At 40.9% G+C, this 15,328-nt stretch carries 9 protein-coding genes and 1 tRNA gene; 3 read left to right on the forward strand and 7 right to left on the reverse strand.

What is annotated here, in order from left to right; translation table 11 throughout:
- Window positions 1–14: 14 nt before the first annotated feature.
- Complete coding sequence (locus tag ACESQI_RS07420) at window positions 15–3,122, reverse strand: SusC/RagA family TonB-linked outer membrane protein (protein WP_373125638.1); 3,108 nt, start codon at window positions 3,120–3,122, stop codon at window positions 15–17.
- Window positions 3,123–3,257: 135 nt separating this feature from the next.
- Here ACESQI_RS07420 and ACESQI_RS07425 point away from each other — a divergent pair, with 135 nt between their 5' ends.
- The 3 genes from ACESQI_RS07425 (at window position 3,258) to ACESQI_RS07435 (ending at window position 4,343) form a co-directional block, all read left to right on the forward strand.
- Window positions 3,258–3,839: a uracil-DNA glycosylase family protein gene (locus ACESQI_RS07425; RefSeq protein ID WP_002562157.1), complete on the forward strand. Its 582-nt coding sequence runs from the start codon at window positions 3,258–3,260 to the stop codon at window positions 3,837–3,839.
- A 12-nt stretch (window positions 3,840–3,851) separates the two neighbouring features.
- Window positions 3,852–4,205, forward strand: a complete 354-nt coding sequence (locus tag ACESQI_RS07430; RefSeq protein ID WP_007484517.1) for an arsenate reductase family protein — start codon at window positions 3,852–3,854, stop codon at window positions 4,203–4,205.
- A 65-nt stretch (window positions 4,206–4,270) separates the two neighbouring features.
- Window positions 4,271–4,343 (forward strand) — tRNA-Trp (locus ACESQI_RS07435).
- Window positions 4,344–4,389: 46 nt separating this feature from the next.
- On the opposite strand, the gene ACESQI_RS07440 is transcribed toward ACESQI_RS07435, so the two are convergent.
- The 6 genes from ACESQI_RS07440 to ACESQI_RS07465 form a co-directional block, all read right to left on the reverse strand.
- Window positions 4,390–5,568: a carboxypeptidase-like regulatory domain-containing protein gene (locus ACESQI_RS07440; protein WP_373125640.1), complete on the reverse strand. Its 1,179-nt coding sequence runs from the start codon at window positions 5,566–5,568 to the stop codon at window positions 4,390–4,392.
- Window positions 5,565–6,134, reverse strand: a complete 570-nt coding sequence (locus ACESQI_RS07445; RefSeq protein WP_320935636.1) for a sigma-70 family RNA polymerase sigma factor — start codon at window positions 6,132–6,134, stop codon at window positions 5,565–5,567. The genes ACESQI_RS07440 and ACESQI_RS07445 overlap by 4 nt, the downstream gene beginning before the upstream one ends.
- A gap of 198 nt (window positions 6,135–6,332) precedes the next feature.
- Entirely contained in the window at window positions 6,333–8,246 is a 1,914-nt protein-coding gene (locus tag ACESQI_RS07450; protein WP_320908207.1) for an FG-GAP-like repeat-containing protein, read from the reverse strand.
- Between the two features lie 17 nt (window positions 8,247–8,263).
- On the reverse strand, window positions 8,264–10,540 hold the full coding sequence (locus ACESQI_RS07455) for a glycoside hydrolase family 97 protein (protein WP_373125641.1): 2,277 nt from the start codon (window positions 10,538–10,540) through the stop codon (window positions 8,264–8,266).
- Window positions 10,541–10,576: 36 nt separating this feature from the next.
- On the reverse strand, window positions 10,577–12,148 hold the full coding sequence (locus tag ACESQI_RS07460; protein ID WP_373125643.1) for a RagB/SusD family nutrient uptake outer membrane protein: 1,572 nt from the start codon (window positions 12,146–12,148) through the stop codon (window positions 10,577–10,579).
- Between the two features lie 37 nt (window positions 12,149–12,185).
- Window positions 12,186–15,281, reverse strand: coding sequence for a SusC/RagA family TonB-linked outer membrane protein (locus ACESQI_RS07465; protein ID WP_373125645.1), 3,096 nt, complete (start codon window positions 15,279–15,281; stop codon window positions 12,186–12,188).
- Window positions 15,282–15,328: the final 47 nt, after the last annotated feature.

Consider the following 15,328-nt stretch of genomic DNA (forward strand, 5'->3'; position numbering starts at 1 on the left):
ACCCCTCCCCCGCTTTAAAATTCACATTTAATACTGAATCCCCAACTACGTGTCGTGGGCATTCCATAGACTTCGATTCCCTGGTTATCATTTCCGGTAGAAAGTACCAGATCGGGATCAAAAGGCGCTTTCTTGTAAATGAAAAACAGATTGCGTCCTACAAAAGAGAGCTGTATATCTTTGAAAACCTTCGTTTTAGCTATCCAGTCGGCAGGCAACTGATAGTTTAGAGAAAGTTCTCGCAGACGCACGTTTGTGGCATCATACATATAGTATTCCGTCACACCCGCACGTCCGCCAACTACGTTCTTATAGAAACCCTTTACATTCTCTACACGATGTCCCTCCAACATGATATATCCATCGTCCCTGGCGTCGGCCGTAGTTTTGGAAACTCCATACATATCCATATCGGCCTGGGTTTGTGAAAGAATATCTCCACCATACCGACAGTCTATCAAAAAATAAAGGCTGACCCCTTTGTAAGAAAGAGTATGGCTCCATCCCATCGAAAAGAGAGGATTGGCATTGCCTACCTTCACCGTATTTCCGTCTCCCTCAACCTGAGGCAATCCTTTATTTTCGCCCCCGGCCTCGTAAACGATATTTCCACTGCCATCACGAACAAAAGCTTTTCCGTAAATATCGCCGATAGAACCACCTTTCACTAACTTCATGGCATAACTCGACGAAAAACTGGTAGGACCGTAAACAAACTCTTTTAACTGTTCATGCAGTTCGATAATCCGGTTCTTATTGGAAGAAAAATTGAGTGTTGTTTTCCAGATGAAATCCCGCTTCATCACAGGTGCGGCATCCAGTGTCAGCTCCCAGCCCTCATTCTGTATATTACCGGCATTGACATACCGATAGGCATATTTATCTCCGGATAAAGCCGGTAGCTTGAAGAATTGATTGCGAGTATTGGTACGGTAATAAGTGGCATTAATGCCCAGACGATTACTAAGGAAACGCCACTCGGTACCTACTTCCACAGAGTATGTCATTTCAGGCTCCATCTCTTTAAAAGGAGCCGCATCACTGGCCTGCACTTCACCGCCGGCAGTAACGTGTGAAACCGGATTGGTGATAAACAGTGGGATATCATTACCCACTTTACTGTATGTACCGCGCACTTTACCAAAAGAAACCCATTCCGGCAAAGCTATCAGTTTATTCAGAATAAGAGAAGCACCAACAGAGGGATAGAAAAACCCCGTCCGCTCATGCCGGGTGTAAGCTAAAGTAGAAGCCCAGTCATTACGGGCGGTCACATCTACAAAAAGGCTCTCTCTGTATCCCACCTGTGCTGTAGCAAATACCGACTGCAACTGCCTGTGAGCATCAATCTTCTGATCGAGGCTGGCCGAACCGTTCATAATAATATTGGCCAGATTAAAGACATTGGGAAATTTCAAGGAAGCCGTCTTAGAGTCGTAACGGACAGAATTTACGATCTTGTCATTAATGCTGGCACCCATAGCGGCATCCAGTGAGATGTCACCCCACTTCTTCTTTGCCGTTGCCATCACATCTCCATAAAGCAGTACCTCCTGATAATCCATTTCAATATAGCGACCATTCACTCCCGCCAATGCCGGAGCTGTAGAAGCATAAAACTTCTGCCGCAATTTGTCATTTGCGTAATCCATAGTACCACGTGCCTGGATATCGAGCCAGTCATTCACCTTCACACGAGCCGACAAAGACGTAATGATTCTGGAACGGGTGTCTTTACTCTGGATACGATTGACAATCCAATAAGGGTTTTGCTCAAAATCTTCAAAAGACGTATGCCAATTCTGTACATTGAGCTTACGATCTTCATCATATACTTCAAAATGATCTTTATAATAAGACAGATCTTCGCCACGAGGAAAGCGATACAATCCCACCAGGGGATTCATATAAAAACCTCCGGTAACAGGTTTGTTCTTTACCACCTGGCGCATCACATTCACACTGCCATCCAGTTTCAACCGGCCATTGAACAAAGAGGAGGTTTCGCGGAAATTCAGATTGTGTTTGGAAAGCTGATTTTTATCTATAATGCCCCTTCCGCTGGTATTGGCATAAGAGAAATAATTTTGTAACTTCTCGTTTCCATGGCTCACAGATATAGAAGTAATGGAAGTAAAACCGGTACGAAAGAAATTCTTCAGGTTGTCCCGTTCCGGCAGTTCAGCCCTTGCTCCCCAGCTATCTACATCATCACTCACCCCATAGCGGTTTTGCATTTCAGGAAGACTAAAAGCATTATCAACGGTCAGGCTGGTAGAGAAAGATACTTTATGCACTCCGGACTCGCTCCCTTTTTTAGTGGTTATCAATATTACCCCATTAGCAGCCTGGCTACCATACAAAGCTGCAGCCGGAGCACCTTTCAGAATCGTTATACTCTCCACATCCTCAGGATTCAGATTAGAAATGCCGTCGCCTCCGTCACGATTGCCGGCATTGGCTGTACCTCCAATAGCCGAATAGGCTTGTTCGGAAGTAGAGTTGAGCATCGGAACACCATCTATTACATATAAAGGCTGATTATCACTGACTACAGAACGTATACCACGAATACTGACCTTAGCTGATGCACCCGGTCCTGAGGAATTCTTACTAATTTGTACACCTGCTGCTTTTCCTGCCAGTGCAGTAATCATATTAGGGTCTTTCACCCGGTTCAGTTCATCACTTTTGAGCTGCATAGCCGAATATGAGAGAGAAGATTCCTTCTTTTCAATGCCAAGTGCGGTGACAATAACAGGATCAAGCATCACGGCATCTTCTTTGAGTAGTATCTCAAATTCAGTTTGTCCCCGTACAGGCACTTCCTTAGTCTCACATCCCACAAAGGAAATTTGCAGAACAGCATCCTGTTCTACTACTAAAGAAAATTTACCCTCTGCATTAGTAATGGCTCCATCGGGCTCCCCTTTCACTTTTACAGTAGCTCCAATCAAAATTTCTCCTTTGGAATCGACGACGTGTCCTTTTATCTTTTTTCTTGAAGAAAACTGGTCTGTGTGTTTATCATATTCTATATTAATAGCATTACACTCTTCTATTCCCAAAGGAGGTAAGAGCATTAAAAATAGGTATAAAAGAGTCCTTTTAGTAAGTAACATGTTCATTTCAAATAGATTGTGCTTATACAAAAGTACACAATAAATTCTAAAAAAATATTTTTTAGGTAACGTTTAAATAAAAGAGTTCTCAGAAATAGGTATTATCACTATTTTTGTTGCAAATAAACTGTAAATATGGAAATAGAGATAGAAAATCATCCCCTGAAACCGTTTTTACCTCCGCATGCAAAATTGTTAATGCTGGGCAGTTTTCCGCCACAAAAGAAAAGATGGTCTATGGATTTTTATTATCCAAATTTAAACAATGATATGTGGAGAATTGTGGGACTCCTGTTCTTTGACAACAAAGATCATTTTCTGAATGAGTCAAAGAAAGCTTTTTGTCGTGAACAAATCATTGATTTTCTCAATAAAAAGGGGATTGCCTTATTCGATACAGCTTCTGCCATACGACGTTTGCAGGATAATGCTTCCGACAAATTCTTAGAGGTGATTCAGTCTACTGACATAGCTGCTATGCTCCGACAATTACCGGAATGCAAAGCCATCGTAACCACCGGGCAAAAGGCTACAGATACCCTCCGCATGCAATTCAATGTAGAGGAACCCAAAGTAGGCGACTTTTCTGAGTTTGTGTTTGAAAACCGCCCGATACGGCTCTACCGGATGCCCTCTTCTTCCCGTGCTTACCCATTAGCATTGGATAAGAAAGCAGCTGCTTACCGTATCATGTACCAAGATTTACAAATGCTTTAAAATAATAGAAATATGAAACCAATCTTTTTGCAATACCCAGCGTGTAGCACTTGCCAAAAGGCAAAAAAGTGGCTGACTGAAAATAATATTGAGTATACCAACCGTCTCATCGTAGAAAATAACCCCACCGTAGAAGAACTGAAAGCATGGATTCCACTTAGTGGGCTACCGGTAAAAAAGTTTTTCAACACCAGTGGCCTGGTCTATAAAGAGCTGAACCTCAAAGAAAAGCTTACCACGATGAGCGAAGAAGAACAGATAGCCCTGCTGGCTACCAATGGTAAACTGGTGAAACGCCCATTGGTGGTGACTGATCATTTTGTATTAGTAGGATTCAAACCCGACGAATGGGAAAAACTAAAATAGTTGAAAACTTCTTTGCAGAAATACTTGCAGATTCGGAAGATTATTCTACCTTTGCACCCGCAAACACGGGAGTAGCTCAGTTGGTAGAGCACCGGTCTCCAAAACCGGGTGTCGGGAGTTCGAGCCTCTCCTCCCGTGCAGATGAAAAATCCACTTAAATAATGTATTTAAGTGGATTTTTTCTTTAGAATTTAATATTCAGTGTTACTTCTTTATTTCCCACTAACCAGTCAGGCCCGTCTTCTACAAGACGTATTGCTTCTTTATCAGCAGAAGCACATAGACTATTCTTTATTTTTATATTCACCGGACGGCCCCTTTTATCCACACGGAAAGTCAGTACCACTTCCCCTTTTACCTTTGCGCATTCTTCATCTGTTGGACGAATCCTATTCTTTTTCAGGTACTTCTTATATGCTTTGAACCCTATCACAGGAACAGGCTCCGGTATGGTCAATGGCTCAACGCGTACTACCGAACCTGTAAAATCCTTTTTCCTTTCAGTACCATAGCCCACTACCACTACTTCGTTTAATGCCTCTTTGCTCTCATTCATGGCAATCAACATTTCTTTGCCGGTATCTGCAGGAAGAGTTATCGGTTCATAGCCGATATAGTTGGCCGCAATCTCTTTGTTTCCGTCTGCATCTAATGTAAAGTTTCCATTTACATCCGAAACCGTACCCTTACCGGTTCCTTTTACAAGAATATTAGCTCCCATAAGAGGTTCTCCGTTTTCATCAGTCACACGTCCTTTTATCCCACCGACCTTTAGGCCTTCTACCCTATCCTGCAACTTCCGGGCAAGATTATTATCGCCTGCAGCGATTGTAGTATCAGCCAGTTTTAATTCTTCTGAAAGGGCCACACTCATCTCTACTTCTGCCGCAGATTGCTCTTTCACTTCGGGAGCAATGGTTTTGGCAGTAACAGCTGGTTTCACTTTTCGTTCCTGACTGATGAGTGGTCTCATCGAATCCTTTTTCAGTGTCTTCGCCAACTTCACTTCTGCCTCAGCAGGTATCTGTGAAGGCGTTTGCAAAATAGTATCCCGTTGCAATTGTTCCAGAGCCATGAGAGTTTCTTCCGGTAATTTATCTTTTTGGAACAGGAAATAACCACCCAAACAAACACCTAACAGGAGACTGGCAGCCACACTCCAGGCAAAAACATGATTCTGCTTCCTTTTCACCCTCATTGTAATCCGGCGGCGAAGTAACTCTATCTGTTGCTCCTGACTTTCCCCTGCGCCGTCGTAACCATCCATAGCGTCGGCAAGAAAAGGATCTCGCATCGCTTCCTTTTGCAGGCGATGAGCTTCTTTTCCTTTGCGGATTCCTCGTATGTAGTCTAATAGCTTCATTGGGTCTGGTTCTTTATACAAATCTTTAAATTACGTTTTCCATTCTGGATATAGCTTTTCACGTTATTCAGTGTAAAGCCTGTTTGCTCTACAATATCGGCATAAGACATTTCTTCCATAAAAAAATGCATGATGCTGATACGCTGAAATTCGGGAAGCTTTTCAAGACAATGCTTCAGGGCATTTAGTTGTTCTTCCGAAGTATCTTCTTCAGATAAAAGATGCAGAAATTCATCAGATTCCACAAGGTTAATCGTATAATCGAGAGGAATTTCTTTATTTTCTTTTCTCAGTATCTGTAGACAGTGGTTCTTTGCTACCCGATATAGCCAGGGTTTGAAAACCTTTATTTCATAATGGGGTACTTTGGGAAGCAGATCTTCAAAAAGTTGCATTACTGCATCCTGTGCACGTGCTTCGTCGGTCAGATACTTGAGACAAAGACCATATAATAACGGAATATATCGGTTGTAAAGTTCACCAAAATATTCTGTTTTACCAGACGTGGCGTACTGATGTAATAGCTCTTCGTCGGTCAGCTTTAATATGTTCTTTTCAAAAAACAGGACTTCTTTTTGGGCAAAGTTAAAAAAAATAAGTAAACGTAGGGATATATGGAAGGATTAAGTAATCAATCCACCACAGAGCACACTGAGTAATTGCATAGTTCATTTTAAATAATTAAGCCCCTGCATACTCTGCAGTGAAATACAAAAAAGGCTACCGAAATATCCGATAGCCTTCTTACCCTGTTCGTTATCCTTTTACCAAACAATCACCTTTTCTGTTATTGTTTCATTAGCTAATGTAATCTTTACAAGATAAATCCCCTTCGGCAGATTTACAGTTGTATTATTCAATGATACTGATTCTGAATATACATTACCTCCATCCATGGAATAAACATTGATTATACCGTTCAAATCACTGGCAGCAGTAATACGGATGGCGTCTCCCTCGCTCATAACTTTTACAGAGGCCTTCTCCGGTTCGTTTGTTATTCCGGTTCCTGCACCAAAAATAGCAAATGGGCCACCTACTTTAGCATTATCAACCGCTTGTACTCCCCATGTATACTCGCCAGTCAGTCCTGTTACCTTATATAACACTCTCTTGCTGATTAATCCGGAAACTTCGGCTACTTTCAACCGTCCGGTAGTAATATCAGCCGGTATTGTCATTCTGATAACATCTCCCTGCTTGATATACAAATTATATTTCAGAGCACTGGCCGGAGTTACATCATCAGCCGGGGCATCCCATGAGAACATTACAATGCCACTGGAACCCGACACTGCTTTCAAATTGGTAGGTGCACCGGGAGCCTTATTTGCAGTAATTCCTTCGCCTAAATTATTCTTCATCAGGCGGGTATGTGATCCTCCCGCATCGCCATAACCCACAAGAAATGCATCCAAATTACCATCATTGTCAAAATCTACCAGATTGGCTGTTCCACCCCTTTGTGCTTTTGCACCAGCATACACTAACGGAGAAGCAGTAAACATAGGAGCATCCAGTTTGCCTCCATTGTTCAAATAAACCATATCAGTCTCCTCTGTAGCATTCATATACAAGATATCGCTAAAACCGTCATTGTTAACATCGCCTGCATCGACTGAAAGCGCCTGTCTGCTATTTGGCAACCCCGTTGTAGCAGCACCATATTTGGTAAATCCTCCTACTGAATTGATATACACGTCACCGCGCCAGTTCCAACTCACCGCTTCGTCCCATCTAACTCCGGGAACCATAAAATCCTGTTTTCCATCATTGTTATAATCAATCCAGACAGGATTGCCTTCTTCTATACCTTCAAATTCAATGGGTTCGGCAAAAGTTCCATCACCATTGTTTTTGTAGACTGCACCATTATAACTGCCATGATAACCATAGTCGGCATCATACTTGTCAACGTCAATTCCTTCACCCGAAACAATCAGATCCAAGAATCCGTCACCATCATAGTCAGCCCAGGCAGCCCCACCACCAGATAACTGAACAAAGGGCTTAGCCGTACTGCTACCCATTTTGTTTTTTACCGGCTTGTCAATACGTTCAAAATTCTCCCCATTTACATTTCTGTATAAGTATGAGATTCCGGTATTCTTGTCACCTTCGTTTGTACGCCCCTGAATATAAAGATCCGTCCAGCCGTCACCGTCATAATCAGCAGCTACTACATATCGGTTAGAACGATTTTCCTTTCCGTTATTAATCAAAGGGAATAGCCCTGTAAATACCTCTTCAAAACCGGCATCTCCTCCTTTATTTTTCCATAAACCAGCATAGTATTCTCCATTACTTTTCTTTCCGGCCAGAAACAAATCCAGATTTCCATCATTATTATAGTCGAACCAGGTGGCACTGGATGTCCTCAAACCCGGAAAATTATGCGCAACTTGCTCAAATTGCTTTCCGTCTTTATTTTTATAAAGTAATGTTTGCTCTCCTTGTGAAGTAACACCGGCTATAATCACATCCAGAAAACCATCGTTGTTATAATCTCCCCAGGCAGCAGCAGCTTCATACGCCATAGGAATACTCTCTGTTCCACCGTCTACTACAACAGGATTAATGATCTCAGAAAATGAAGCATGTTTCACCTGAGCAAAAGCAGAGGTACAGGCAAGTCCGACCAACGCACATGTGCATCTAAAAATTTCTACGTTTTTCATAATACATTTGTTTTTCATTAATAGATAAAAGTTGTCGAGGCCAATGCAGCTTCTGTCTTCACAGAAACTACATATACTCCTCTATTGAAGCCCGAAAGATCTATCTGCTCAGAATAAGAACCATCCTTAAAATTCTTCGCAAATAAAACCTGTCCGGAGATATTGTTTATTTTCACTGCCTCAATTATTTTCTTTGTCTTTACATGAAGCGTATCGGATTCTTTCTCTACATACACAGTGAGAGGATTCTCCTGATTGACCTTTGCAATACCCGAACCGGAGGAATGGAGCAAGCGAATGGCAAAACCGCCTCCTTTGGCCATGTTGATAGAAAGTTTAGTATCTTTAGTGATTTCCATCTTTTCACAAACATACTCTTTGGGCTGTTCACCCGATGCAGGAGCATCCTTAAAGATGTCAGCCTGATAAGAGGCACCAGCTTCCAGAAAACTGAAATCAATTTCTACCGTTCTTGGAGTCCAATCGGTCATACCACCTACATACCAGTCTTTTCCCTTTTGTTTAGCCATCAGAATATAATCTCCCAATTTGGCATCCAATGGTACTGTTTTATCCCAGATTGTAGGAACTGTTGACAAGAAACTAAGTATATCCGGATATTTATTGTATTCTGTTGGAGAGTCACATAAGTATCCCACCCACTGGTCATAGATGACATACATTGACAGTTCGTGAGCCCTGGTACCCATACTCATAGGTGGAGTGTTGTCCTTGTCAATGGGTTTGAACTCCTCCTGAGTTACATTTCTCATAGACCCCGGAGTATAATCTTCGGGACCAGCCAATGAACGTATAAAAGGAAATTGTGTATGATATTCAGGCGTCAGAGTGCTTTCCCAGAAATTACACTCAGCACCACGGACAGCCTCAAAATTCAGGATGTTGGGATAAGTACGATTGATCCCGGTTGGAACCGAACAACCATGGAACAGGGCAACCATTTGATTGTCTGCCAGGCGTTGTGCAAACTCCCGTCCCCAACGCATAGCAATCTGATCACTGCGTTCAAAGAAATCGATCTTTGCTCCGGAAACACCATAGTCTTTCATCTTCTTAATCCAGTCCTGCGGATTCTCTCTAACACAACTTGCCCATGTCCAAACCAAAATTTTCACATTCTTCTGTTTTGCATAAAGGCATAATGTACGTATATAATCTTCAGACCAACCGGCATCAAGTGTCATATATTCAATACAATGCTGAGAAGCCCAATCAACATAATATTTATATAATTGAAAAGACAGATTCTTATTTCCTGATGGAAAATCGACTCCTTCTAAAACGGCTTTGTGCCACCATTCCCAAGCACTTTTACCCGGCTGTATCCAAGAAGTATCCGTCAAACGGCAAGGTTCTGCCAACATATACACCAATTCATTGTTAAGCAGAGATTTGTCATCATCAGAAACAATAATAACTCTCCAGGGGAATGTGCGGCTTCCTTCTGTTTTTGCAATATAGTTTTCTCTTGAAATAACCAGATGATTAGAATACCAGTAGCTGGAATTTGAAGGATCAGAATCCATAACTTCTTTAGGGTATTGAGCCCACTTTCCACGCATAGAATTCACGCCGTTTTGCTCCATATACAATCCTGGATAATCATATGTATCAGATTCCGTTACAACAATCTTGTAAGGAGTATCAGGATACGAAAACAGTACGGGAGAAACAGAAAAGCGATTGTTAGTGATATCAGTCGGTTCATTATAAGTTTTATAGAGCCGTTCAAAATTTCTATATCCCTGATGAATCTGGTGTACTTTCCCCTGCTGGTCTTTTTCTCCGGAATAATTAGTATCACACTCCGGGAAATAGATTGTCGGGGTTGAAGTAAAATTGAACACAGCATCTTCACTATTGATAATAATCTCTCCGTCCAGACGGGTGATAAAGCGATACGCTATTCCCTCATCGTAAGCTCTCACCAAAAGGTCATAGTTTTCATTAAATGATATTAACAGCTCATTATAAGCCTCTCTCAGAGTTTTATTTTTTCCGGCTACAACATCAATTGTTTGATCCACATGATTGGTCGTTGTACTTTTTACCGTTCCTCCTCCCACAATTGTCCCGTTAGAAAGATTCAATCCTATGGATGAGGGAGCGATCAACTGCTTATCGCCATGCCATACCTCATAGGTCGTACCATTATCTACCCGTAGCTTTATTTTCAACGTGCCGTTAGGCGAGGTCGTTTCATATTCTTCTGCCTGCACACCGAAGGTGCAAAAGAACAAAAACAATAAAGATAAAATTGATTTTCTATTCATACTATTTTGTGCATTAAATGGTCATTAATTATAGATTTAATATCCCGGATTCTGATCTTCTTCACTGATATCATCATTGTTTTTAATCTCTGTATCCGGTATAGGATAGCGCATGTGGAAATCTTTGATCGTTCCCGACTTCTTAGCCCAGGAATTACGTTCTTTTATCAACTCTACAAATTTACCGGTACGAATCAAATCCATACGTCTCCAACCTTCAAAGCAAAGTTCACGGATGCGTTCATTCATAATTTGTGTACGGAATTCATCCTGACCATAATTCCAGGCCATTTCATTAGGCAGGGTCCCACCCCAGGCACGGGCTCGTACCTGATTTACAATCGTATTTGCCTGTCCGGTTTCTCCAAGTTCATTTAGACATTCGGCATAACACAACAGAACATCAGCATAACGCAACACAATAAAATTCTTGCCGGAATACCATTCGTTAGCCAAATTCCCGTTGAACTGGTCCGTACGTTCGTCTTCATACTTCTTGATATGTGGATCTAATTCGTCAGCTCCCCACGAAACCTCAGTAGGTGTAATGCCCAGATAGGTAAAATCATAGCGTATACTTTCATCTCTGCGCAAATCACCTTCTTCCCAAATACCTCCTTCGGATTTTGATTTATAAGCATATTCTGTAGGTAATGCCACATCATAGCCGGCAAAATAACAACCCTCACCAAATGTAGCAACTACTGTACGAGACCCCATATCAAACTGCCAATGATTAATACGGTTCACATTGTCATAATCTAACTCAAAGATCGATTCAGGTGAATTGAACTCTAATTTCTCATCGAAAAGATTTGCAAAATCAGGATCTAACTGATAACGGTTCATCATTGCTTCAAAACTCTCTTTCGCCAGTTTGAAATCTCTCATTCCTGTCTCTTGGGGAACTGACATGTACGCTTTACCCAACATGGCATAGGCTGCACCGGAAGTCGCACGTGTTTTATCACCGGATTCTGTATACTTTTCTTTCAAAGATGTTGAAGCAAACGTAAAATCATCAAAGATTTGCTTCCAGACCTTTTCCAATGGTTGGCGGGCTGAATTTTCCATCTTTGCAATATCAACTACCGGAATTTCTCCCCAATACATAGTAAGTTCCATCATCACCATAGCCCGTATGAAACAAGCCTCACCCTTCAGACGTTTAATTCTGTCTAAAGTATCTTCATCCTGAGTTGTTTCGGACAATACATCAAGCGCATAAATCGCATTAGCGGCAGAAATAACAATCGGCCATCTTCTTGACCACATTTTATCTACCTGTGTAGACATCGAATTGAGCAAACCGTTGTAAAGATCCAGACTTGCCTGTGCAGCATCATCCATCTGCACGATACCCTGCTTGCTCTCATCCAAGCCTAAAAGTGAGAAAGTCAGTCCTTCGCGCCCGGATTTCGAGTCACGAAATGCAGTATACAAACCATCTACAGTTGGTGCTATATTTTCCAGATTAGAAAAAGCCTCCTGTTCTGTCAAGGATGTTTTAGGCTCCTGATTCAGGAAATCGGAACAAGAAAATATTGTTAAAGAACCTGCCAATATACAGGCCGTTGCCAATTTATTTATTTTTATTACGTTTTTCATAACTAAACTATATTTTAAATACCTGTGTGAAGACTATTTACAATGAAACACTCAAGCCAAAAACAAACATTCTTGTAGGAGGATACCAATCTCCGGTTTCCGGATCATAGCCTTTATAAGAGGTCCAGCAGAACACATTGGAAATGGTTGAATAAACCCGTAAATTTCCAATCTTCATCTTTTCCACGATTGGCTTAGGGAATGTATATGCTAAACTCAATGTAGACAAACGTAAGTATGAAGCATTCTGTACGGAGAAATCCATCTGACTGGCGGAGAATGTGTTATAGTACATTGTTTCGGTATCCGTAGGATCATTATAGATAGGACGGGGGAATTTTGCATCTGTGTTTTCCGGACTCCAACGATCAACCAAATCAACAGAAGCAACTCCTGTACCCCGGCTTGTGATTAATGATTCATAATAAGGACTTAGTTTCTTGGCTCCGTAAGAGTAGTTGAAGACAGCATTTAGCGTAATTCCTTTATAAGATAAGTCTGTAGAGAAACCGCCATAAAACTTAGGATCAGGAGAACCTACAATCACACGGTCTTTATCATCAATCACTTTATCATCATTCACATCCAGCGGATAGAGATCTCCGGGATTAACCTGGCGTCCTGAGAAATCAATATTCTTCAAACGATCCATGTCTATTACTTGAGCAATACCACCGGTTCTCCAGATGTAGATTGTATTACGGGATTCACCCAGGAACAGATTGCCCTCTTTCTGCATGTTACGATTATCATCAATTTTGTAAATAGCATCATTATTTCCGTAAAGCTGTGTAACCTTGTTCTTATCAGCAGAAATATTTGCTGAAAAATTCCACAAGAAATCTCTGGTTTCAATCAATTTGGCATTCATAGAAAACTCAATACCTTTATTTTCAATAGCTCCGATATTTTCTACTGCTGAGCTAAAGCCGGAAGTTAATGGCAAGGAACGTGTCATCAGCAAATCCTTATTCTTTATAAGGAATGCATCCAATGATGCAGTAATACGTCCGTTCAGGAATCCCATATCCACTCCCACATTAAACTGCCTCTGAGATTCCCAGGTAATATCTTTTGTTCCCCGGCGCCCTTTAGGTACATAAGTTACTTTTCCATCTTCTAATTTGGCATCATAAAGTGTATAAAATGCAAAATCATCAATATTCTGATTACCTACCAAACCGTATCCTAAACGTAGTTTCAACTGGCTAAGCACATCTTGTTCTTTCATAAAGTTCTCCTCTGCTATATTCCATGCTGCAGAGAAAGAAGGGAACAGCCCCCAGCGTTTACCTTCGGCAAACTTAGAAGAACCGTCATAACGGGCTGTTGCAGTCAGATAATACTTACTTGCATAATTATAATTGGCACGCACTACATATGACATCAAGGTAGATGTAACAAAGTCAGATCCGATAGAACGTTCGTCTGTTTTATAGGAAGATCCTATATTATAATAAGAGAACTTATCAGTACCAAAACCTTTACCGGTTGCATACGTATAATCACGATTCGTTTGAGTAGCACTGGTACTAAAGAGAGCATTAATCTTATGTTCGCCAAATGCACGGTCATAAGAGATAGAGTTATCCCATTGCCAAGTCATTCTTTGGTCACGTGTATGTTCGGCCTGACCATCTTGTGAATAACGAATAGATTCCTGAATATCCTTCGGAGTGTATTTGAAACGATCCTCCTGGAAATAGTCAATGGAGAATGAGGTACGAATATTCAGCCCTTTAATAGGATTGATATTCAAAAAATTAGTAGAAGATAACCGATTACGTCTACGGTTATTTTCTATTTTTAAGGTACGAATCGGATTGAAGTAATTGTCATCCTGTACTCCACCATAGTTCAATGTATAAATCTCAGAATTAATAGGTAACATCGGATTCGCACCACGAGCTTTGTCATAAACACCATCATCTGAGAAAATATCAGAATCAGTATGTGTAAATGCTGTATTGGTACCAACTTTTAACCAGGATTTTATCGCATAATCCGAATTTATACGTCCGCTATATCTTTTATCTCCAAGATTTTCAACCATTCCGGTTTTATTAGAATAGCCTAAACTAAAATAATAAGCACCTTTTTCGGAAGCTCCGCTAAAACTCAATGCATGATTTTGTTCTACACCAGTACGGGTCACTGCATCCAGCCAATTATAATTATCATTATTATTATAAGCATCAAACTCATATTGAGCAAAAACATATCCTCCTGATCCGTCTTTTGAATAAGGTTTCATAACCCGGTTATTCAGAAATGCATTGATTTCATCTTCAGTTGCTCCCGGATGACGTGCGGTAAAGGAGTTCATCGCTGCATCTTTTCTCAACTCAAAAAGGTCTTTTGTTCCCATTGTCTTGGGAAGTTTAGCATCCGTCTGGAAACCGACCCAACCATCATAAGTAACTTTTCCGATACCGTTTTTACCTTTTTTAGTTGTAACTAAAATCACACCATTGGAAGCACGGGAACCATACAGGGCTGTAGCAGATGCATCTTTCAATACTTCGATAGAAGCAACATCATTCAAGTTGACTGAATTAAACCCACCTCCGAAGTTATCCATAACCTGACCATCTATTACATAGATAGGGTCAGTACTTCCGTTAATAGTATTAATACCACGGATTTTAATCGTTGCGTCATCACCAGGTTTAGCAGCATTGGAAATAAACACACCAGCAACACGACCTTGCAATGCCTGATTAATGTTAGTAACCGGCTTCTCCTCCAGTACTTTGGCACTTACACTTGAGACAGCACCTGTCAAATCACTCTTCTTCAGAATAGTACCAACAACTACTACTTCTTCCAAATCCTGAGCATCTGCTTTCAAAGACACATTTATCAATGATCTGTTTTTTACAGCAACCTCTTTCGTTTCATATCCAAGATAACTGAACACCAATGTAGCATCAGATGCTACGGAAAGAGAATACTTTCCATCCAAATCTGTAATAGTACCTTGGGTAGTACCTTTTACAGAGACACTTGCTCCCATCAGTACTTCAGAATCAGGAAATCCTGTAACAGTCCCTTCAACTGTCACTTTTTGAGCAGCTAATAGAGTACAACAAAATAACAGGGAGAAAAACCAAATTAATCTGTTTCTTTTCATAATACATTAAGATTAATAATTAAATGAATTTTATATTAATATCCTGT

The organism is Bacteroides sp. HPS0048 (genome assembly GCF_964240755.1).
Taxonomy (GTDB): Bacteria; Bacteroidota; Bacteroidia; order Bacteroidales; family Bacteroidaceae; genus Bacteroides; species Bacteroides nordii.

What these genes read in the sequence shown, in the direction of transcription:
- ACESQI_RS07420 (WP_373125638.1), bottom strand. Translation starts at nt 3,122, where the DNA reads ATGTTACTTACTAAAAGGACTCTTTTATACCTATTTTTAATGCTCTTA.
- ACESQI_RS07425 (WP_002562157.1), top strand. Translation starts at nt 3,258, where the DNA reads ATGGAAATAGAGATAGAAAATCATCCCCTGAAACCGTTTTTACCTCCG.
- ACESQI_RS07430 (WP_007484517.1), top strand. Translation starts at nt 3,852, where the DNA reads ATGAAACCAATCTTTTTGCAATACCCAGCGTGTAGCACTTGCCAAAAG.
- ACESQI_RS07440 (WP_373125640.1), bottom strand. Translation starts at nt 5,568, where the DNA reads ATGAAGCTATTAGACTACATACGAGGAATCCGCAAAGGAAAAGAAGCT.
- ACESQI_RS07450 (WP_320908207.1), bottom strand. Translation starts at nt 8,246, where the DNA reads ATGAAAAACGTAGAAATTTTTAGATGCACATGTGCGTTGGTCGGACTT.
- ACESQI_RS07455 (WP_373125641.1), bottom strand. Translation starts at nt 10,540, where the DNA reads ATGAATAGAAAATCAATTTTATCTTTATTGTTTTTGTTCTTTTGCACC.
- ACESQI_RS07460 (WP_373125643.1), bottom strand. Translation starts at nt 12,148, where the DNA reads ATGAAAAACGTAATAAAAATAAATAAATTGGCAACGGCCTGTATATTG.
- ACESQI_RS07465 (WP_373125645.1), bottom strand. Translation starts at nt 15,281, where the DNA reads ATGAAAAGAAACAGATTAATTTGGTTTTTCTCCCTGTTATTTTGTTGT.